Here is a 21,890-nt window from a genome sequence, read left to right as displayed (position 1 = left end):
TAAAAGTTCGCACAAAAAGCGCGGGCAGGCTTGCCAACTGGGGGAAATCCCCAGTAGGAACAAATCATGCTCAGAGGACCCCTTGGACAGCCCGGCGTCAAGACGCGCTTCGCGGGACATGAAACCTTCCCGCTGAGGCGGCTGTGGCTGCGCAAGGCTTACGATGCCGTCTGCGAGGATTCGGAAGCTCCGGCCCCCAATACCTTCGACAAGGACGAAGGGATCATCCGGTTCGGGGTCGGCAAGAATATGGTTGCGGCGATCAAGCATTGGGCGCTCGCGTGCCGAATCATTGAAGAAGACCCGGAGCGTGGTGTCGGCGCCTTGAAGGCAACGCCCTTCGGGGACCTCATCTTCCACCGCGATTCAGGTCTCGATCCGTTCATGGAAAGCCTCGCGACCACATGGCTGCTCCATTGGCAGATCGCCAGCAATTTCGAGCGCGCGACGACATGGTATTATGCGTTCAACCATCTGAATGCACATGGTTTCGACCGCGACGGCATTGCCGAGCCGATCCGGCTGCTGTGTGCCCAACTCGACCGGTCGCGGGCCTCCTCCACAACGATCAAGCGGGACGTGGAATGCTTCGTCAGATCCTATGTCGCCAAGGTCGGCGCGGGCGCGGTCGACGATCAGGTGGAAACCGTACTTGGTGAACTTGGCCTTATGCGCGAAGTGTCATCGCGATCTTTCGCTTTCCGCCACGGGCCCAAGCCCGGCTTGCCCGACGGTATCTTCCTTTTTGCGCTTGCCGATTTCTGGGCGAGGCGCGCGCCCGAGCAGGCAACGCTCGCCATCGATACGCTGGTGTACGAGCCCGGATCGCCGGGGCGGATCTTCAAGCTAGACGAGGACGCGCTGATCGACCGGCTTGTCGATATCGAAAGGGTCGCCAAGGGCGCCTTTCTGTGGACCGACAGCGCAGGTGTGCGCGCGATTGCCAGGCGGGGAGAAGGCCTGCCTGATCCGGCCTCCTTCATCGCCAGCGCCTATCCGCACACCAAGGCGCTCGCGGCATGACGCAGGCCTATCTCTCAGACCATGTTTCGGTCGCCCCGCGCTACCAAAGATCGATCAGGATCGATGCCGATTTTGGCCAGGCCGACCCCCTCTCCGGTTATGTACTTCAAGGATCGGCGCGCGATGCGTTGACCACCACGCTCCGCCTCGCGACAAACGGCCAGGGCGCGTTCACCTGGACGGGCCCTTACGGCGGCGGCAAGTCGAGCCTCGCGCTTGCGCTTGCCTCCTACTCGCTCGGGCGCGGGCCCGCCTACAGGGAAGCGAAGCAACTGCTTGGCGATGTGCCCGAAGTGGCCGACGTTTTCGGGCGTGCGCCCAAAGACTGGCTTTGCGTGCCGGTGAGCGGTCGGCGGGGCAACCCGGTGGCGGACCTGCGCGAAGCGGTCGCATCCGCAATCGCTGGCGAGCCGGGCCACGCTCGGACCAAGCGGTCCAGGATGGAAGCCGCTGACGGGCGCGATATCGTCGAGCGGCTGCAACGCGAGGTTGAAGCGCGTCCCAAGGGCGGGGTTCTCGTCATTGTCGACGAACTGGGCAAATATCTGGAAGGTGCTGCCGATCACGCCATCGACATCCATTTCTTCCAGGATCTCGCAGAGGCGGCCAATCGCAGCGAGGGAAGACTTATCGTTGTGGGCGTGCTGCACCAGGCTTTCGAGCGCTATGCGGATCGCCTCGGGCAAAGCGTCCAGGACGAATGGCGCAAGGTTCAGGGCCGCTTTGCGGATGTCCCGATCATTACGGCGGTCGACGAGGTCATCGAATTGGTCGGTCGTGCCGTCACGACAGAGCGTTCGCACCCTCAGTCGCATCCAATTGCCGCTATTGTAGCCAGCGAGATTGCCGAACGGCGACCAGGTGTGCCCAAGGATCTTGCGGAAAGGCTCGACGATTGCTGGCCTCTCAACCCTGCGGCGGCAGCGCTGCTCGGGCCGATCACCCGGCGGCGCTTCAGCCAGAACGAACGCAGCCTGTTCGGTTTTCTTGCCTCGGCGGAACCCAGCGGCTTCACCGAATTCCTTCAGCGCACGACACTCGCCTCGGGAAGAACCTTCGGACCGGCAGAACTTTGGGATTATCTGCAGGTCAATCTGGAGCCTGCGATCATGGCTTCGCCCGACGGCCATCGATGGGCACAGGCCGCAGAGGCCATAGCGAGGGCGGGCCGCGACGGCACCCACCTGCGCTTGCAGATCGCGAAGACCGTGGCGGTCATCGATCTGTTCAGCAATGGATCGGGTCTGACAGCCTCATCCCGGACGATTGCGGCAAGCCTCGGTCATTCCGATGCGGACGTCGAAGAGCAGCTTGCCGATCTCGTGAAGATTTCGGCGCTGGTCTACCGTCGCCATCTCGGCGCCTATGCAATCTATGCCGGCAGCGATTTCGACATTGAGGGCGAAATCGAGGCCCGCATCGCCGAACGCGGGCGGCTCGAGATAGCGTCGCTGAACGATCTCGCCTCGCTGCAGCCGATTCTGGCCAAGCGGCATTACGCCGCATATGGCACCCCGCGCTGGTTCGACGCACAAATCGGCGAACTGGCGCCGCAAGGGCTTGGTCCGAAAGACGTTCGGGTTAGCGCCGGGGCTGCTGGCAAGTTCCTGCTGCTTCTGCCTGGGATCGACGTCGATCCCGGCCAAGCGGAGGCGAGTCTGATCGAAGTCTCGCGCACGGAGCATCGGCACGGTCTGCCCGTAATTGTTGGTCTTGCATCGAACAGTGCGGACATTCGCAAAACAGCGATCGAGCTCGAAGCCGCGCGAGACGTGCGCAACGAAAGCCCCGAACTGGCCGGAGATGCAGCCGCCAGGCGCGAGATCGATGCCCGCATTGCCCATTTGTCCGCGCAGCTGGAAGGTCTCCTGAGAGAGGGTTTCGAGCGCGCGCACTGGTTTGACACTGGTAAGCCGCTCGATTTGCAGTCGCTTTCCTATGGCCTGTCGCAAGCAGCAAGCGATATCGCCCGGCGGACTTTCCGGCAGGCTCCGATCGTGCATTCCGAACTCATCAATCGTCGGCGGCCTTCGAGCAATTCCAATGCGGCGTTGCGAGCCCTGTTGCATGCTATCGTAGTGGGCCGCGGCGAGCAGCACTTCGGGATCAAGGGCTATCCGGCCGAGAAGGGCCTAGCGGTTACCGTTCTGGAACGCGCGGGTCTCTATGTCCGGCAAGGCGAGCGGTGGGACTTCGTTCCGCCCGGCGAAACCAGCACGTTCGCCCCTCTCTGGTCGCTAACCGATGGACTGCTCGAAGCCGGCGAGCAGGTTGGTGTTGCCGACATCTACCGGGCTTGGGGCGAGCCGCCTTACGGCGTGCAGCAAGGCGTGATGCCCCTATTGCTCGTGACCTATCTTTTCTCGCGCCGTCACAGCACTGCGATCTATGCGAAAGAGGCCTTCCAGCCGGCAATATCCGATCTGGTCATGGATCTTCTGCTGCAGGACCCCGACCATATTGCGCTGAGATCGGTTCCGACCGATGCCGCGAATGCGGTCGCGCTGAAGGAGTTTGCAGCCGTCGCGAGCGAATTCGTCGAAGAGGCGCCGTCGGAGGAGCCGCTCGAGATAGCACAGGCGCTCGTGCAGTTTGCGTACAGCCTTCCCAACTGGTCGCGCAAGGCGCAAGCCACGCTCTCCAAGCAAGCAATCGATGTGCGTCGCTTGTTGCTAGATGCGGACGATCCCTACCAGCTCCTCTTCGTCGACATCCCCGAAGCGCTCGAGGCTTCGGGCGAAGGCACCGCACCTGCGCTGCGCACGGTCCTGAGCGAACTTGATCACGCTTACCCAGACATGATCGAGGATCTGAAAACCCGGATGCTGGAAGGCCTGAAACACCGCGATGCAGGAAATCTCTCCGAGTTGGTGGAACGAGCCAAGCGAATAGCGGGTCACGGGGGAGACGACCTCAAGCTTCGAGGCTTCATCACGAGGCTGGCCGAGTTCGATGGGTCGACGGAAAGCATGGCGGAAATTTGCGGTCTCGTGATGGGTAAGCCGGTGACGACGTGGCACGATCTCGAGCCGAGTCGGGCGGCGATGCAGCTGTCGGAATACGCCTACCGGTTCCGCCGCGTGGAACTGTTCGGCGACAGCGACCAGCAACCGACCCAGACCGCGGTGATGGTGATGGCGGGTGTCGGGTCGACCGAACGAAGCGTCGTCCGCAGAGCACAGATTGCAACCGAGGCGCAGAAGCGCCTCGGGCCACTCCTCGACGAGATCGGCAAGACGCTCGACGCCGCACAGCTCGAGCCCGATATGGTGCTCGCCGTGATCGCGGAGCTCGCACAGCGTTATATCGAGGATGACGGCGAGCGCGATGTCACTGTGCCCATCAGCGCGGAGAAGGAAGCGTGACCGGCGAGGCGATGCATGTTCTGGGTCTGTCCGGTGGACGAGACAGCGCTGCCCTCGCGGTCTGGATGCGCGATCACCGCCCGGACATCGATGTGCGGTATTTCTTCACCGACACCGGCAAGGAGCTACCCGAGGTCTACGATTATCTCGGCCGCCTTGAGGGCTTCCTTGGCAAGCCCATTGAAATGCTCAACCCTGGTCGGGACTTCGATTTCTGGCTAGCCGAATACGGCCATTTTCTGCCTTCCCCGCGGACACGCTGGTGCACCCGGCAACTCAAGATTCAGCCATTCCAGAAGTGGCTCAAACCGCATCTCGACGCAGGCGTGGAGGTGCATTCCTATGTCGCGATCCGCGCCGACGAACCGAGCCGTTCGGGGATGATCGCAACCCACCCCAACATGCACGTCCATTTCCCATTGAGGGAGGCCGGTCTTGACAAGGCATCGGTCATCGGCCTGCTGGAAAACTCCGGACTCGGCCTGCCGGACTATTACCGCTGGCGCTCTCGCAGCGGTTGCACATTCTGTTTTTACCAGCAGAAAATCGAATGGGTGCGGCTGATGCGCGAGCACCCGGACGCCTTCGAGGAAGCCAAGCGCTACGAAAAATCAGCCATCGAGCACGGTTCGCCGTTCACCTGGACCCAGAACGAAAGTCTCGAAGAACTGGCGCGGCCGGAGCGGGTTTCCGAGATCGAGCGTAATCATGAAGAGCGCAAGGCACAGGCGCTCGCTCGCAGAATGCCAAATCCGCTGCGAGCACGGATCACCGATGAGACGGTGGAACAGATGCTGGCCGAGGAGGACAGCGGCTGCCTCGTCTGCCACAAATAGCCAACCGCCAGCTTTCTGCTCAACGAAGGCGCGAACCCGCACCCAGTATATGCCTCGGAGTGTCCCGGGTCCGAGAATTCTTATATCACAATTCTGTTGCCTCTTGCCCGAGCATGCTTTTCTTACCAGCCGAAATATCGCTAGGTAATCAAAGCACATGGACACAACCGCTGGGGGTAGGGTCTCTTGACCATCGATGTAGAAAAGGCCTTTCGGGCAAATCCAAGAAGCGTCTTACAATTCCTGCAAGTCCCGGGGCAGGGTTGCTACATTCCCGCCTATCAACGGGAATACCGGTGGGACAAAGAAAACGTCAATCGACTGTTCGAGGATGCGCTTCACGGCCTGAGTCTGCTTCCTGAGCGAGAGGAAACGATCAGCTTCCTCGGTACGATCATCGCGATCCACGACACGCAGTATGTGACCGTGAAGCCGCATTTCCGGAACGAGATGCCACGGCCGGTGATGACGATCATCGACGGCCAGCAGCGCATCTCGACGTTCATTCTGCTCTTTGTTTCAATTCACAATCTTCTGGCGACCTGCCTGCCCTCGGTCGAGAAAGATGACGAAGAAGGCAGCGCCTGGCTGCTTGAAGAAATTCAAAAGATGATGGCGGAACTTCGCGACTGTTTCATCCTCGACAAACGCAGCGGAAAGGCGCTCCACAGGTACTATCCACGTCTCATCAGATCGTTCGACGATGTGTGGTCTTCAAAACCGGAAGCCCGGTATTCGAGCGCGATCGCCCGCCTGATTTGGGACTACCTCAAGCATATCGAGAACGAGGAGACCGAGGCCAAGCAATTTCGTCCGAGCGAGCCCGATGGCGAAAAAGCTTCGACGCACAAGAATGTGGCCGCCGTCTTCCGGCATATGAACAAACGCCTTCGCGACCTTGTGCAACCGCAGGAGGAGATGCCGAGCCTGATCGAGCAGGCGCTCAAAGCCGGATTCGGCGAAGCGCTCTTTGGTTTCGAAGTCCCATCCGAGGTCGCCGAAAGACTCCGCAAGGATGACGAGACGACCACGGGCAAGCGTTTCCGGCTTGCCTTTGCCGCGATTATTTTCGCCCACTACTTGCAAAGGCGGATGGCCTTCACAGTTGTCGAAAGCGAAGGCGAAGATGACGCTTTCGATATGTTCGAGGCTCTCAATACGACCGGCGAACCGCTAACCGCATTCGAAACCTTTCGGCCCCGGGTGATCGACGCGGAAGGCCTGGAGGATTATCAATCCACCCCTTCGCACGCGGACATGCTGCGGACCGAGAAATACGTCGATCGCTACGCCAAGGACGCGAGCAAGCTGCAGCGCACGACCTCCGAACTTCTTGTCGCTTTCGCGCTCGCAGAAACGGGCCAGAAGCTGGGTAAGAAGCTCAACGAGCAACGACGTTACTTGCGCGCACAATACGGCGATCCGGACGACAAGACCCGTACGGAATTTCGGCGGGGCTTCGTAAAACGTTTGGGCGATGTGTCCGATCTCATGTCGACTTCGTGGGATCCTGCAGAAACCCTTAATCCCAGCTTCGGCGGCCTCTCGAACATCGACGAGCCGGCGAAGGTCGCGTTCGAGTTTCTGCGTGGACTTAAGCATACGGTCACGATTCCACCGCTCAGCAGATTTTTCGGGGCCGCATTATCCGCCGATCCGGAAGAGCGCCTTCAGAAATCGGTGGCCTTTGCCGATGCAATCAAGGCGAGCGCTGCCTTCACTGCGATCTGGCGCGGAGCATTCGGCACGACGTCGGGCATCGATGCGGTGTATCGCGATGTCATGCTTTCCGGCGACGGGCAGGCTGCCCTTGCGGCACGGCCCTTCTCAGGAAACCCATCCACCAAACGCAAGAGCGCGCTCGACATCGCACTTTACAAACGCGTCCTGTGCGATGCGCTGGAAAAGGCCGGCATTTCGGAGAAAGGGAGCTGGTCCGGTAAAGTCGAAACGAGCCTGTTAGCCAAGCACGCGACCGAGGTTGCGAAATTCCTTCTGATAGCTTCGGCGCACGACGTAGAACCCGACCTCAATAATCCGGGTTTGGTCGTATCCGGCCGGAAAGGTGTTCATCCAACCTTGATGCTGGATGCCTGGAACCTGCTTTCGCCCATGCAGGTCGAGCACATCGCTCCACAGCAAGGGGCGAGCACTGACTGGCCCGCTGACCTCTACGATGAACGAGAGCTGTTCCAGACTCTGGGCAACCTCACGCTGCTGCATCGCGACCACAACATCGTGGTGTCAAATCATCCCCAACCGAAAAAGATGGCAAGCTACCGCGCCTTGGCATCGAGAACGCCCGAAGCGTTCGAGGCCGCGCGCGAAGAAGCCCGAAAGTTGGGGTATGACTTGCCCGAAAGATCGGAAGCGATCCTCGCCGAAGCAACCCACGCGAGATTGTTGATTCCGCTCGTCGAATGTCCGTCCGACTGGGACGGGGAATTTGTGCGTCAACGCTCGCGAAGGTTGGCGGAAATTGCATGGGATCGCTTACGGCCATGGTTGGACTGACGGCCGTGTCGCGCAGTCGCAAACCAATGCCTTGGCGTCACGAGAGGACTTAAAGCTTGTTCCGTATTACCGCCCGAACTGTTCTCGAACTTGGCTCTGAACTAATCAGTTCGGATATTATCGCGTTTTATGAGCTCATCAAGAACGGTTTCGACGCTAGAACAAAAGCAGGGGTCGACGTAAAGTTCGACATTGTTCTGACACGCCGAGCATTTCTACGCCTCAAGGGTACAATCCACGGTAAAGCCAGCCTCCCGGACCTGAAAAAGCTCATAAAAGACGAACTTCTTCCAACTGCTTCAGAGGCAGCGTACGGGAGCTTCGTCGATTTGATCGATGAAGCGACTACAAAACAAGAGCTTACCGAAAAGCTCGATCAAGCTCAGCGACGCTTCAACACAATCACCGTGACAGACACGGGAAGCGGAATGTCGCTAGAGGATTTGGATCGAAGCTTCCTCGTGATCGGAACGCCATCAAGGAAAAAAGAGGTCGAAGCAGCGCTTGCGCGTGGAGACAAGAGCACCCCGTATCTCGGCGAAAAAGGTATCGGGCGCCTTTCGGCAATGCGTCTTGGCGAGCGGTTGCTGGTTGAGACGGCCCGTTCAACCGACAAGAAACTCAATCGTCTCGAAATCGATTGGACCGAGTTCAGCAATGTCGATGCAATGCTCGATCAAATTGCGGTGGCCCCGACGAAAGGAGGAAAAAAACCCAGTGCCGAGTGGTCCGGCACAGCTTTGACGATCAGCGACCTTGTCGAGAATTGGACCGAAGCGAGGGTCCGCGACATGGCGGACTATGAATTTGCCCGCCTGACCGACCCTTTCGCCAATGCGACGACGCGACCTCGGATCGCCATCTTCTGGAACGGAGAAAGGATCGGCATTCCCATAATGTCCGGTGCCCTGCTTGATGCTGCCCATGCACGCGTGTCAGGCACATATGAACTTATCGATGGCGCACCTGTTCTGACCTGCACTTTCGAGGCGTTGGATCTCGGGTTCGAGCATCCGCGAGAGAGGCAAACCGTAAAGCTCACGGAAGAAGATCTTCAAGCCACGATCATCGGGAAAGACGGACCTGTCGAAGATAGTGCGCTGCGTACAATCGGGCCATTCTCATTCGAGGCACATTGGTACAACCGCCGCAGACTCGGCGCAATCGACACTATTGGTGAACAAAAAGCTGTTCGTGAGTTGCAACAGAAATGGTCGGGAATCTTGCTGTTCCGCGATCGCTTCCGTGTTTTTCCCTACGGCGAGGATGAGGACGACTGGCTTGAACTTGACCGCCGCGCTCTACGTCGATCTGGCTACACTCTCAACAAAACCCAATTTATTGGGCGGGTAAATATTTCGCGGATCGCGAACCCGCAGCTGCTGGATCAAACGAACCGTGAAGGGCTGCGCGAGACTTCAGAGCAATATGTGCTTTTGGAAGTCCTGCGGTACGCCGTGCAGGATATGCTCGGCAAATTCATGAAGGATGTCGAACGGCAGTACAAACATCAAAAAGTGGATCTGTCCGACGCGCAGGCACAGGTTACCAAGCTCGAGGACCGAGCCAAAAACGCCATCCGTCAACTCAAGAGACTTACACCGTCCGAGGGCGACGACGCGATAGAGGAGCTCCAGCAAACTCTTTTCGAGTTCTCCGAGTTCGCGGCGCGCGCGCGCCAGCGCATCGCGGAAGTCGAACAGGAAAGCCGACAGATGATCGAGATGGCAGGTGTTGGCCTCATGGTCGAAGTGGTCGCACACGAACTAGCCCGCTCATCCGAAAATGCACTGAAGGCTCTTGCCCATATGAAGGGTCGCGATGTCCCAGACCGCCTGCGCAGCTACTTCAATACGTTGCAGGCGGAAATGAAGAGTGTCAGCAAGCGCGTGCGCGTTCTCGACCCGATGAGCGTCTCTGGTCGACAACGATCGGAAGTCTTTGCACTCGACGAAGTCATTCGGGACGCCATTGAAGCCCATCATGCCCAATTCAAGCGTCACAAGATCGACGTGATCACCGACCTGACTACGCGACCTCTGCGGATCAGGGCAGTCAAGGGAATGATCGTTCAAATCATTGAAAATTTGATTTCGAATTCAGTCTATTGGCTCGATATGCGCGCGGAGCGAGAACCTTCCTTCAAGCCGAAAATTTCAATCTCGCTTGAAAGTGACCCACCCGTAATGATGTTCGAAGACAATGGGCGAGGCATTGCTCCGGAAAATCGAGACCAGGTTTTCAAGATGTTCTTTTCGCTCAAGGATACGCGCAGGAGGCGCGGACTTGGCCTTTACATCGCCCGCGAGGCGGCCATGCATAACGGCGGCACACTTGAATTGGACGAGGAGCGCGATCCGGAGACCGGCAGACTCCACAAATTCGTTCTCGAATTGCCAGCAGGAGCGCAGGTGTGACGCTTGGAGACCTTCTGGCGCAAAAGAGAATAACAACCGCTCTCGTGGTGGATGACGTCTGCGACGCCGTGCCGACAGCGACGGATATTGGACCCGAGAACGAGGCTTGGGCGATCTTCAATGACGACCTTACCGCCGAACAACGCCAGCTTATCGAAGCTGCATATGAGGATGCGAAAGACAGAAGTTTCGATGAGCTGGTGTCCGATGATGCCTATGTGGCAGCCGTATGGGGCTTGCGCGATACCCTTACGGAAGTCGCCGCTCCTTTGTTCGAGCAGTATCTTGCCGATCAGGCATCTGACCAAACTTATGTCGATGTGGTGGTCCAGAAGCTTCAAGAGCTCGGGCTCGAGTGTCGGACATCCGGGCGCGACTTCATCGAAGCTGCGCAGGAGGTCGATCTAATTGTTATCGACCTGTTCTTCAACAAAGCGCAGGACGAGGCGGCCCTTCACGCATCCAAAAGGATGCTGCGCGACGCCATAGAGAAGCGTCGAGCCACGCCGCCCCTGGTTATCCTTATGTCACGCAGTCCTCGGCTCGAAGACAAGCGAGAAGAGTTTCGAGACGAAGTGGGCCTCTTGGACTCGGGTTTCAGGATCATAAGGAAATCGGAGCTAGAAGATGCAGGCAAACTCGATCGCCAGCTTGAGCGCCTTGCCCACAATGCGGATGACTCCCGCATGCTCGCGCGATTCTTTGAATCCCTCGAACAGGGAATGGCTGACGCCACTTCGCGAACGCTCAAACTTTTGCGAAATCTCCGCCTCTCGGACATCGGTCAGATCCAGCAACTGCTACTCAACGCCGAGGGCGAACCGGCGGGAAGCTATCTGGTCGATGTCTTCGATCGTGTTCTGCAACACGAGATCGAACGTGAGCGGCAAATCATCGATGCGGCAATTCCCTTAAACGCCTTTTCCGCCGTTAGTCATCCTTCGCCCTACGTTGCCGGATCGCCCGCGCTTCAGGAACTGGTGGAACGTCTCCTGACCCAAAACAGCGAACGATTGCGACTTCCCGGTTCGCTGGAAGCTCAAGTGACTTTTGGAGATGTGTTGCAGGTCACAGAAGGATCAGACCTCGACCGACTTCGCACCACGATAGCCGTCGATCTCGATGCCAATACGGTCCTTCTTGTCCTCACGCCGGTGTGCGATCTCCAGCGCAACGGAGCTCCGCGCATTCTGCTCCTAGTCGGCAAGACGCAACCACTCGGAGTAACGAGCTGGAAGTACGGCGACGATGCCCGGACTGCAGCGATCCGCCTCGACGACGAGGTTTCTTGGATAAAGTGGAACCTCAAGCATATCGATACGGTGTCGCATGAACAGCTGAGCAAGGCATTTGACGATAACGATCTGAAGGTAGTGGCACGTCTGCGCGAGGCGCATGCCTTGGAACTCCAGCAACGCGTATTGTCAGGCCTCGGACGCGTAGGTCTCGTGGCAGCCATGCCAGCGACATTCGCTGTTGACGTCGAGATCTATCATCCGGACAGCGAAGGAGTGCCGGTAAGACTAGATGTTCCAGCTCTCAATGACGGGGCGGTCTGCTTCGTTGGACGAGAAGATAATGGGAAGCCGGCGCTGAGATTGGTCATGACCGATGTAAGCTGCGATGGCGTCTTGGATGCTCTCAATAAGCTGGACCCCGATCTTGTAGCGCCCGGTGCGCAGGCTGTTCTTTCTCATGTCCAGAGCTCCGAGGATCTGCGCAAACTCCTAGAAACAGGACTCGACCTCAATTCAGCGAAATCAGATAGTTGGACCTATATCCCCTCGATCAGCGGGGAACAGGCGCTAGCGAAGATGGGACTGTTAGCGTGGAACTACGATTTCGCTCCCGAGGCCTTGGGAAAGAAAGATTTGCCAAAGGCAGGGGTTATCATCCTGGTGAAAGACAGAGAGCAGGCCGATGCCGTCGGTCGCGACGAGGCGATACGTAGCGGTCTGTTGCCCACTGAAACCGATAGCGAACCTTCACCGGACTGATGGGGAGACATTCGTTGTTTCCAATGTCGCTCCCCATACACACCAAAGCGAGTAAAATTGGATATCAAAACTGGGCTCTTCTTGAATTGAGTCGTCTTGGCAGTTTCATTGCCAGCCTGGAAACAGCGACGGATGTCTGATCGTATCCTTTCAGCGCTTCAAGCTGCGCATCATCTCGGGATCACGCCTGAACTCCTGACCGCTTATGCTCGGCCGAACTTTGCACCGGGGCGAGCAACATCGCGACCACTCAGGTCGCTGGAGAGCACCGGCCCGATCCACTTTGCTGAAAGCGAACTCGATGCATTCGACGGCATCTTGCAGCAGCCTTGGAGCAAGAGCGCGAAGGATCGTCCATCAATACCAGCTGCTATTGTTGCCCACCTCAAAGCGGAAAGCCGCAATCAATGCGCGTGGTGTGGAAGCGGCAGTCGGATAGAAACTGCACATATCGGGTCGTGGGCTGCGACCCTCTCGCACTACCATCATAATCTCATCCGATTGTGCTCAGTTTGTCACGGAAGGCACGATACGGAAGGCACGATCACCACCGCACAGCTCAAAGCGCGTAAATCGGAGATGGTAGAAGCGACCCGGGCAAATCTCCGCGCACGGATGGACGGAACACTAACGCACACGCGTATTCCCCGCCCCACGGCTCGGTTCTATGGTCGTGAGAACGACGTCGATAAACTCGTCCAAAGCCTAGTAGCAGGAAGCTCAATTCTAATTTCGGGGCCAGGTGGCATCGGCAAGACCGAATTGGTTCTCCAGGCGCTTCACAAGCTTGGATCGGATCGTAAAGCAATCTGGGTGGATGTGGAGCGCTACGCGTCTTCCAGCGCAGTGCTGGACGCTCTTCGGAATGCGCTTTCCGCCGACGGCGAGCCTTGTGGAATTGAAGATATTGCGCATCGCCTTGACCAGTGCGAGGCGATTTTGATCCTCGATGGCATCGATCGAGGCAACCTGGACGACCTAGAAAATTTCGAGGACAGGTTCAGCAAGCTGTATGCGGAAACCCGAAAAGCTCAGTTTGTAATAACCTCACAAGTGAATCTGTTGCGAGCCCCTGTCGACGTCCGACACGTGGCAGGAGCGCTCGGACGCGCGGACAGTCACAAGTTGCTCGCGAGCGGATTTGATGAAGACATCTTCGAGGACGGACCTGAACTCGAGGAGCTTCTCGAACTTTGCGAGGGGCATGCGCTCACATTGCAGCTCGCGGGAGCGATCACGTCGCACTACGGATCCATGCGTCATTGCATCGATCTCGTGAACGAGCGCGGTTCGCAGGCCATAGCTCTTCCGGCTCGTCAACGACACGATCGCACAAGTTCTCTGAATATCTGTCTCGATGTCACCTTCCATGCCTTATCGCCCGAAGCGCAGGCCATGCTCTGGGTGATCGCTCAGGCTCCAGCGGGTCTTTTCCGAGCTCAACTTGAACGCGGAAACTTCGAAATTAGGGAGCCGGTCGAGGCCCTCGCCCAATTGCGTCGCTGGAATCTCATCTACACAACTGATCCTGGCATTCGCGAGCGGATCCACTGCCTGTCACCTATACGCCTGTTTGTGGCGGACCGGTGGCCTACGGCGAATCGCGAATGGGCGGATAAACTCAAACGGTCGCTCCTGCTCGATATCGCGATGATGGTGTCGGTGATCGAGGACAGGTCGCTCGAGGCGGAAGAGGTCGGATACATGGTCGCCCGGTATTCGGAAGAGATGCCGAATATCGATTATCTCATCAACGAAGCCTTCAAAAAGGAGGCAAATGATGAGGTGGCCTTGTTAGCCGAAGCGGTATGCTCGTCGCTGGTCAGGTATTTCTTCGTGCAACGTATGGCCGAGGAGGGTGGGCACGCGATGCTGAAGGCGGCCAGGATTGCGCTCGCCAATAAGCGGCCTGACAGAGCCGCCTCATTCGCAGGTATGCTCATTGGCCTCGCTAGACAGTCAGGGGCCCATATTGCCGGAGTCGCCGAAGAAGTCATTGCCAAGGTCGAAGCCTGTCGCCCTTTGAGCGACGGCACCGAAGGAGACCTGCTGATAGCCAAGACTATGCTGGCGCTCGATGCAGGCGAACCCGAACGCGCGAGCAATTTGTCACGTGAGGCCTTTGAAAGGTTCAAGGCCGCGAGCAGGAAGCTGGATGAGCCTTTGCCGGGTGATCGAGATGAACTCGACGAACAAGCGGAGAAAGAACGCCGCGAAGGGATCCACAACGATCTCGCTTCCGCCCTGCAGTTGCATGGCGATGCCCAACTCGCCATGCGGAAGTATAAGGAGGCCGCCGATGCCTATCGGCACGCGCTTCGGCATCAGCGAGGCGCCTCGGTAGCGGTCAACCTCGGACAGACATTGCATCAGATCGGCAATTGCGAAGGCAATCTGGGCAATCACGCCCAGGCCACCGAATACTACGCGAAAGCGCTGACCGTTTTCCTCGCGGTCGAGATGAAAGAGTTCACCAGCAATGCCAGCGGCGAACTGGGGTTCGCTCTCATCGACGCCGATCTACCCAGCGTACGAATTGGGAAACCTGAAGGCCTCCAGGCCTGTTTCGAGGATCTCGAATGGGAAATTCGCAGGTGCCTGCAGGATAGTTCTGTGGACCTGAACCGAGCCTTCGTAGTCGCTCGCAAGGCTTTCGGTACCATCGCACTGGGGATCTTCGCGCGTCAGGCGCGCCTGACGGGTGACTGGGCTTTGCAGACCGCAACAGATCTTCTCGTGCCGTTTGCCGATGCCGCCGCTTCTTTCGACGAGCGGTTCACCTGCACCGTATTGAACATTCCGTTGCAACTCGCATTCCTTGTTGGGGAGCTTGAAGCCAGTCGGGACAGCACAGGCGATCCGGAGATCGGGTTAGTGCACGAATTGCTGAGGTTTTGCTGCTCCCCCGATCCACGCTCCCGCGATATGTTCCGGTTAGCAGACTGGCTCGCTACCTACCTTACACGCGAGATGGGAGTGGAGGGCTTGACGGGAGCCAGAGTCCGCGAGTTCATGGTGAATGCGGACGACGGGGTCCATGACGAGTTGGAGCTATTTCGACCGCGACCAGAAAAAAGCACCGAGTGATGTACTTCGGCTTCAAGCCCTGATCAGTTTTCGGACCTTATCTGGAGCTCAGCCAGCCTTTGAGAACATACCTCGTGCACGACCCGGCCGAGTTCCTCGACCTGTTCACCAAGCCAATCGAGCTCTTCCTCGGTAATACGGTAATGCTTTGAGTAGCGCGCCTTGACGTACGCTTCCTTCAGCTTCTCGAAGCGCGCACGATCGCGGCGCGTGTCGCGCGGCCAGACATAGGTCAGGCGTGGGTCAATGCGCTCGGCCTGGGTGCGAAGGAAACCAAGATTGTGCACATGCGGCGTGTAGAAGGTGCAGACCAATAATACACAGTGGTAAAGCCGCTCAGCTGCCTGATGAGTTAAAAAAGCAGCATCCTTCAGTCGTCCTTGATCGACGCTGAATTTGGCGGTCTCCAGCATACCTGACGCAGCAGGCATCCACTCGTCGAAATACTCCTGCGCCATCGCCAGCGCCTCACCGGCAGTCTTGGGCTTCGGCGTGTGGAGCTCGGTGTCATCGGATTGGTAGAGCGCGATCCCGTCCTTCGCGACATCCATGAAGAAATAGCGTCCGTGCGCGAGACCGTCGTTCACCTCCTGCAGCGTATGGACGATAAAATTGACCGGCGTCTTGAGCGATTTGGTCACGCCGTACTCGCGCATCAGCCGGTCATCGAGCTTCGACCAGTACTTGACCCGGTCGACCAGCCGCTTGTCGTTGACGATGATGAGCAGATCGTAGTCCGACTGGTAGCCTTTGGCCGTATGCGGCTCGTCGACCCAAGTGCCGCGGGCATAGCTACCGTAGAGAATGACCTTGAGAATGCGGGCGGCCTTCTTCCACTCGTGCTTCGCCAGGGCAAAGGCATCATCGAATTCTTCGAAAATCAGCTGCACCACGCGCTCAAGTTCGCGTTGCTTTTGCGGGGGCAGGTGATCGAGTTCGGTGCGCATTACTGGACCTTTAGCAAGCACTTGGAATGGTTGCACCCTCGCATTCCTGCAGGTGCGTCGGCATACCCAAGAAAGCGTCCCTCTCCTCCATTGGTTGGATTTCTCCGCCGGACTATCGAAGGCTTCTGTCAGGGCTACGCTGGAGGCTCTGGGCCGCTTCCGTCTGTTTTCTCGACCTCACCAAGCTCTGGTTCCGGGACCGCGCGAATGAGATCGTCAGCGAGATGCCTGCCCGTTTCCATGCGCCGCGCGAGCGCTTCGATGAAGAAGTCGAAGCGCTTTTCTGCATCGGCACGGGCGGCGGCATTAGCTTCCAAAGGTATAGCCGGCGTCACCGCCAGCCATCGCCTGAGGTAGAGGGCGAAGGCCTCGTTCCCGACCTCGATATGATAGTCGAGCTTGCCGATCTGTCGGCTTATACGATCAAGGCGTCGGCTGAAGGCCGCTTCCATACGTTCCGATCCATCGGGAGAGAGAAAAGAGCCGATGGCGGCCTCTACCACCGAAGCCTGCGAGACGCGCTTGCGACCCGCATAGTCTGCAAGCTGCTTGGAAAGGGCTGGCGGCAAGCGAAAGGTATGTTTGATACGGTTGCCCTTGCTCATAGCTCGATCCCGTCGCCGGGATCGAGCGCAGCGCGCCGCGCATTGGCCTGCATCCGCTGGGCCATCCTGCGATTGCGGTTTGCCTGATCGTCGTCCGTTCGGTCGTCAAACTCAAATTCGTTGGGGATCTCGACCGGCGGCGCGACATCTTCGTAGTCCGGCAATTCAGGCGATTGGCGGATCCCGCCATCGGACTGGTGATCATCGACCTCGTACTCTTCGGACTCGGTCAGCAATTTCGCGGATTGCGAAGGCGCGGTCACATGTCTCCCGTGCCATTCGCTCCCGTCCGCCGCAAACTCCGACTTCTCGACCTTCGGTGGACGCTCCACCCGTTTGCTGAGCCGGGGGTCGCGGTAGTAGCGCGCTTTCCTGGCACGGATCGGATGCACGCCTGCGAGCATCACGATTTCGTCGGTGTCGGGCAGCTGCATGATTTCGCCCTGGGTCAGAAGAGCGCGCGCCGTCTCCGAGCGCGAGACCATCAGGTGACCGAGCCATGGGGAGAGGCGGTGTCCGGCATAATTGCGCATCGCCCGGGTTTCGGTCGCGGTCCCGAGCGATTCCGAAATGCGCTTGGCGGTTCGCTCGTCATTGGTCGCGAAGCACACCCGCACATGGCAATTGTCGAGAATGGCATTGTTCTGCCCGTAGGCTTTCTCGATCTGATTCAGTGACTGGGCGATCAGAAAGGCCTTGATGCCGTAGCCCGCCATGAAGGCGAGCGCGCTTTCGAAGAAGTCGAGCCTGCCCAAAGCAGGGAACTCGTCGAGCATAAGGAGAAGCCGCTCACGATCGGCACCTTCCTGCAGATCCTCGGTCAGACGTCTTCCGAGCTGGTTGAGAATGAGCCGGATGAGCGGCTTGGTGCGGCTGATGTCTGACGGCGGAACGACGAGATAGAGCGTGACCGGCCGGCCCTGTGCCACGAGGTCCGCGATGCGCCATTCGCAGTGCCGCGTGACCTTTGCGATAACCGGATCGCGGTACAGGCCGAGGAACGACATGGCGGTCGAGAGCACGCCCGAGCGTTCGTTCTCCGACTTGTTGAGCAATTCTCGCGCCGCGCTCGCGACAACCGGATGGACGCCGTCTTCCCCCAGATGCGGTGTGTGCATCATTGCGGTCAGTGTCGCCTCGATGGATCGGCGTGGATCGGAGAGGAAGTTCGCAACCCCGGCGAGCGTCTTGTCAGGCTCGGCATAAAGCACATGCAGAATGGCCCCGACGAGCAGCGCGTGGCTGGTCTTTTCCCAGTGATTGCGCCGTTCAAGCGAGCCTTCCGGATCGACCAGCACGTCGGCGATGTTCTGCACGTCGCGCACCTCGTTGATGCCGCGTCGCACTTCCATCAGAGGGTTATAGGCCGCCGATGCCTCATTGGTCGGATCGAACAGAAGCGTGCGGCTGAACCGGGTACGGAAACCAGCTGTCAGCTCCCAGTTCTCGCCTTTGATATCGTGCACGATCGCCGAATGCGGCCAGGTCAGGAGCGTTGGCACGACAAGGCCGACCCCTTTGCCGCTGCGGGTCGGCGCGAAGCAGAGCACATGTTCGGGGCCGTCGTGACGAAGATAGAGATTGGCATGCTGGCCGATAATGACGCCCTTGCCTGCCAGAAGGCCCGCGCGTGAAATTTCGGAACGGGTCGCCCAGCGCGCCGAGCCATAGGTCGCGCTGTTCCTGATCTCTCGGGCGCGCCAGACCGACATGCCGATCGCGACGGCCACCGACACGAGACCGCCCGATGCGGCGATCATTCCGCCGGTCTCGAAGATGCGCGGCGCATAGGCTTCGTAGCTGAACCACCACCAAAAAATGGCATAAGGCGGATAGACAAGCGCTCCGGAGATACTGAACCAGGGCGCGCCCAGCTGCGCCTGATAGCCAAGCGCGTGCGCCGTCCACTGAGTGCCCGCCCACACACCTGCGAGCGTTAGGGTGAAGACGACGAGTATCTGACCCCACAATATCCGGGTTGCCGACAAGGCTGGCTCCTTTCGTGAAGGACAGCACGGCGGCTTTGCATTACATATTCAAGTCGGAAGCTGCGTGATCGCAGGTTGGCGTAGCAAAAGCGGCGTACGGCTAGATTGCTTCCCGACTATAGTCCGGGTTGCCGGACCAGGTCAGGCGGTACATCGCCCCTTGCGCGACCGATTGCACGACGTTGGGCCACAGGGCCGCGATGCAAGTCCCATCCGCATGGCGCACAGAGGGATAGATAATGCCGTTATGACCGGCGGCGCGTGCCTGCGCCGCTAGAGCATTGCCGACAGGATAGCCTTTCGTCTTGTCCGGATCGAGGGCCGGGTGTCCGGGCTGCTCGCGCAGATCGATAAAGACGCCCGCCATGCTGGCGATCATCTCGCCATATTCGACAACGGCATCGAAATCGCCGGCATCGGCGAGCGCCTGTGTCAGGTGATGGCCGACCTCGGCAATACAGGTCTCGACATCGAGCGCGGCATACCATGCGCCGCGGTTCGCGGGGTTGAAGCGATTGGGCTCGCGCGGTTTGGCGTAAGCAAAGCTCGCATTAATGAACCTGGCATGCGGCACGCCATGAACCAGCTCGTCGGCTGTCAGCCCGCCAAACCCGCGCTCTTCGGCGATCAGGCGCGAACTCGTCGCCCCCTCGATTTCAGCGAGCAGCGCAAGCTCGGCATCACTGTCGGCAAGTGGAGCCATGACCGCTTCGCGCAAGCGCGCGCTGGAAACGAGCCGGACAGTCCGCTCGAACGCTTCGCGGATCTGCGGCGGCTCGCCTGCCTCCTCAGAGCCCGCCACGAAGCGCGTCGATATATTGTCTGGTCTCCAGCATGCGCGGAATGCCGCCTTCGATCATCGCCCCGATGGGCGAGCGGCGATCAAACAACGGGGCCCTGTTTTCGAGCTTTGGCCAGCGATCGGCCATGTCGTTGGCGAACAGCAGATGCAGTCCCTTGAACAGACCGATCAGCGCCGACGCGCGGGTCAGCTGGTCCTGACCGAGCGAGCCTTCCCAGGTTCCGGCTTTCATCCGGTCCCAGGTGCTTTCGGACACGCCGAGCAGCGCAGCGCCCTCAGCGTTGCTCGCACCCCAGGCCCCAATGAGGCGCAGCACGGCCTTTACCGCAGCGCTGGTGAGGCGGCTGCGATCACCGTCGCTTGCAAAGGTCTGAAGCCCCGGGGGAGCTTCGGCATGCTGAATCGCTGCACTTACCATATCGCATCTCCTGATGCGTTTATAAGCATCATATGGTGCGTTTGTCAAGATTTCCGTTATGATGCCGGTGCTCCTCAAACCGCCGGACCGCGCGAACGCGCAAAGTTCCAGTCGACACCGCCTCGCACATGGACCTTGCCAGCGACTTCTTTTCCAAGATGCCGCTCGAGGTCTTGCCTCCAGGGCACGAGCTGGAAACCCACTCCGTCATCGATCATGGCGAAGCGACCCGACGCCAGCGAAATGCGCTCGCGGTAGATGCCGGAAATGTGATCACCTTCCGTTACCGGATTTGCCAGACGACCATGACGCGCAGCCAGCGCTTTACCTGCCGCGTCCAGTTCCTGCTTGCGGAGCGTTCCGAGCAGGTTGCGCACCAAGGTCACGCTCCTACCATGTCGCTTCGCAAGACTTTGATCGACGAGCCATTCACGGCGCTCGTCAAGAGCCTTCCGGACTTCATTGCCGAAGCCGCCTCCCAGCGACGCGGCTCGTGCCGACAGCAGCTGCCGGTCGAGCCAGGTCGCCCCGCGCGCGTCAATCTGCCGCTCGAGCGGCAGGTCCGAACGCACCAGCAGGCTGCTGCGCCGTCGCCCTTTGCGGTCGGTCCATTCGCCTGTCTCGACGATGGCGCCGGGTGCTGCATCGCTTGTCTGGTCCAGATCGGGAAAACGCAGATAATGCGCACGCCCGTCCACTCCTTCGACGATCGCATAAGCCTCGCCTGTCAGCTCATCATGAAGACCGCGCTCGACCAACCTTCCGATGACCCGGCGGTTCTCGTCTTCTCCATGCAGCGCGAAGGATGCAAGGGCGCCTTGTGCGCCGCGTCCACGCATCGCCTTGTGCAAGGTCTTGATGATGTCGCCGCGCTCGCCCAGCGCGCGCAATGTCGGTTCGAGGTCTGCGGCCAAGGTCCAGCGCGCCGACCCGACCCGCTCGGCCAATCCCATGCGTTCGAGCGTTCGTGCGCGGCCAATAAGGAATGCGCGGTTGCTGCGGCGTGTCGCATCGGCCTCGGGGGACAAATCGACCACGCCAAGATCGTCGCGCTGATTTTGCAAGCGGCGGTCGAGCGAGGTCCAGCGCTCGGCATCGACCTCGCGGCGGAGCGCTTGCTGAATATCGCGCTCGCTGCGCGGGCCGAGCTCGACGGTGACGCGCTCCTGGGCGCGGGCCCGCATGCCTTCGCTGATATAAGAGCGATCGATCACCAGGTCCCTGCCGTCCGAGGCAACGCCGCGGACCAGGACATGGACATGCGGGTTGTCAGTATTCCAGTGATCGACCGCTACCCAGTCGAGGCTGGTGTCGAGGTCGCTCGCCATATCTTCGAGCAGTTCGCGCGTGAAAGCGCGCAGGTCGGCCATCTCGCTCGCGTCTTCCGGCGACACGATGAAGCGGAAGTGATGCCGGTCGTCTTCGCAGCGCGCGGCGAAGGCATCGCCATCGACCTCATCCGACGAGGCATCGAACATCTGGGCATCCGATCCGTCACGGGTGACGCCGTCGCGTTCGAGATAGGCGATGTGGCGGGCGAGCGGTGCCGAGCGGAAGCGGCTGCCGCCATGGCGAACGACGCGCGCCTTGATGATGACCCGCCGCTGGAAAGCATGGGGGCTGCCTCTGAACGCAGCATGTTTGCCGCGCCCCAAGTGACCGGTTCCGCCACCTGCCCGGCCTCGCCCGAGCGGTGTATAGCCTGACCGGCGTGAGGCCTGCAGCACGCGTCCCACCAGCGAACCGGCCTTGCGATAGGCGCGCGCATCGCTGTCTCTCGACCGGCCCGGCCTGATGTCGAATTCGTCGTCAGCCACAGACAAGAAAATCGGAAGACGGCGCTTTCAGCATTGAAAAGCCTAAGGATTTCGGTTCAAGCGCCTGCAGGCGT

13 protein-coding genes are annotated in these 21,890 nt (G+C 59.4%); 7 read left to right on the top strand and 6 right to left on the bottom strand.

What is annotated here, in order from left to right; translation table 11 throughout:
- Positions 1–66 precede the first annotated feature (66 nt).
- The 7 genes from J7S20_RS13580 (at position 67) to J7S20_RS13550 (ending at position 15,239) form a co-directional block, all read left to right on the top strand.
- Positions 67–1,023 (top strand): DUF4007 family protein, encoded by a 957-nt coding sequence (locus tag J7S20_RS13580; RefSeq protein WP_284054774.1) that lies wholly within the window; start codon positions 67–69, stop codon positions 1,021–1,023.
- Positions 1,020–4,388, top strand: coding sequence for a hypothetical protein (locus J7S20_RS13575; RefSeq protein ID WP_284054773.1), 3,369 nt, complete (start codon positions 1,020–1,022; stop codon positions 4,386–4,388). The genes J7S20_RS13580 and J7S20_RS13575 overlap by 4 nt, the downstream gene beginning before the upstream one ends.
- Positions 4,385–5,224, top strand: coding sequence for a phosphoadenosine phosphosulfate reductase family protein (locus tag J7S20_RS13570; protein ID WP_230782946.1), 840 nt, complete (start codon positions 4,385–4,387; stop codon positions 5,222–5,224). The genes J7S20_RS13575 and J7S20_RS13570 overlap by 4 nt, the downstream gene beginning before the upstream one ends.
- A 186-nt stretch (positions 5,225–5,410) precedes the next feature.
- Complete coding sequence (locus tag J7S20_RS13565) at positions 5,411–7,738, top strand: DUF262 domain-containing protein (RefSeq protein WP_284054772.1); 2,328 nt, start codon at positions 5,411–5,413, stop codon at positions 7,736–7,738.
- Between the two features lie 56 nt (positions 7,739–7,794).
- Positions 7,795–10,155, top strand: coding sequence for a sensor histidine kinase (locus J7S20_RS13560; RefSeq protein WP_284054771.1), 2,361 nt, complete (start codon positions 7,795–7,797; stop codon positions 10,153–10,155).
- Entirely contained in the window at positions 10,152–12,152 is a 2,001-nt protein-coding gene (locus tag J7S20_RS13555; RefSeq protein WP_284054770.1) for a hypothetical protein, read from the top strand. The genes J7S20_RS13560 and J7S20_RS13555 overlap by 4 nt, the downstream gene beginning before the upstream one ends.
- A 132-nt stretch (positions 12,153–12,284) precedes the next feature.
- On the top strand, positions 12,285–15,239 hold the full coding sequence (locus J7S20_RS13550) for an NB-ARC domain-containing protein (protein ID WP_284054769.1): 2,955 nt from the start codon (positions 12,285–12,287) through the stop codon (positions 15,237–15,239).
- A 23-nt stretch (positions 15,240–15,262) separates the two neighbouring features.
- On the opposite strand, the gene J7S20_RS13545 is transcribed toward J7S20_RS13550, so the two are convergent.
- The 6 genes from J7S20_RS13545 to J7S20_RS13520 form a co-directional block, all read right to left on the bottom strand.
- Entirely contained in the window at positions 15,263–16,186 is a 924-nt protein-coding gene (locus tag J7S20_RS13545; RefSeq protein ID WP_284054768.1) for a HEPN domain-containing protein, read from the bottom strand.
- Positions 16,187–16,320: 134 nt separating this feature from the next.
- On the bottom strand, positions 16,321–16,791 hold the full coding sequence (locus J7S20_RS13540) for a CopG family transcriptional regulator (protein WP_284054767.1): 471 nt from the start codon (positions 16,789–16,791) through the stop codon (positions 16,321–16,323).
- Complete coding sequence (locus J7S20_RS13535) at positions 16,788–18,779, bottom strand: conjugal transfer protein TraG (RefSeq protein ID WP_284054766.1); 1,992 nt, start codon at positions 18,777–18,779, stop codon at positions 16,788–16,790. The genes J7S20_RS13540 and J7S20_RS13535 overlap by 4 nt, the downstream gene beginning before the upstream one ends.
- A gap of 100 nt (positions 18,780–18,879) precedes the next feature.
- Positions 18,880–19,581 carry an RES family NAD+ phosphorylase gene (locus J7S20_RS13530; protein WP_054527877.1) on the bottom strand — a complete coding sequence of 234 codons (702 nt, stop codon included), beginning with the start codon at positions 19,579–19,581 and terminating at the stop codon, positions 18,880–18,882.
- Positions 19,568–19,999 (bottom strand): antitoxin Xre-like helix-turn-helix domain-containing protein, encoded by a 432-nt coding sequence (locus J7S20_RS13525; protein WP_047822813.1) that lies wholly within the window; start codon positions 19,997–19,999, stop codon positions 19,568–19,570. The genes J7S20_RS13530 and J7S20_RS13525 overlap by 14 nt, the downstream gene beginning before the upstream one ends.
- A gap of 74 nt (positions 20,000–20,073) precedes the next feature.
- Positions 20,074–21,822 carry a relaxase/mobilization nuclease domain-containing protein gene (locus J7S20_RS13520; protein WP_284054765.1) on the bottom strand — a complete coding sequence of 583 codons (1,749 nt, stop codon included), beginning with the start codon at positions 21,820–21,822 and terminating at the stop codon, positions 20,074–20,076.
- Between the last annotated feature and the right edge of the window lie 68 nt (positions 21,823–21,890).

Source organism: Stakelama marina (genome assembly GCF_018122655.1).
Classification (GTDB): domain Bacteria; phylum Pseudomonadota; class Alphaproteobacteria; order Sphingomonadales; family Sphingomonadaceae; genus Sphingomonas; species Sphingomonas marina.
The sequence above is the reverse complement of the archived record's forward strand: the minus strand, read 5'-3'. Positions and strand labels throughout refer to the sequence as shown.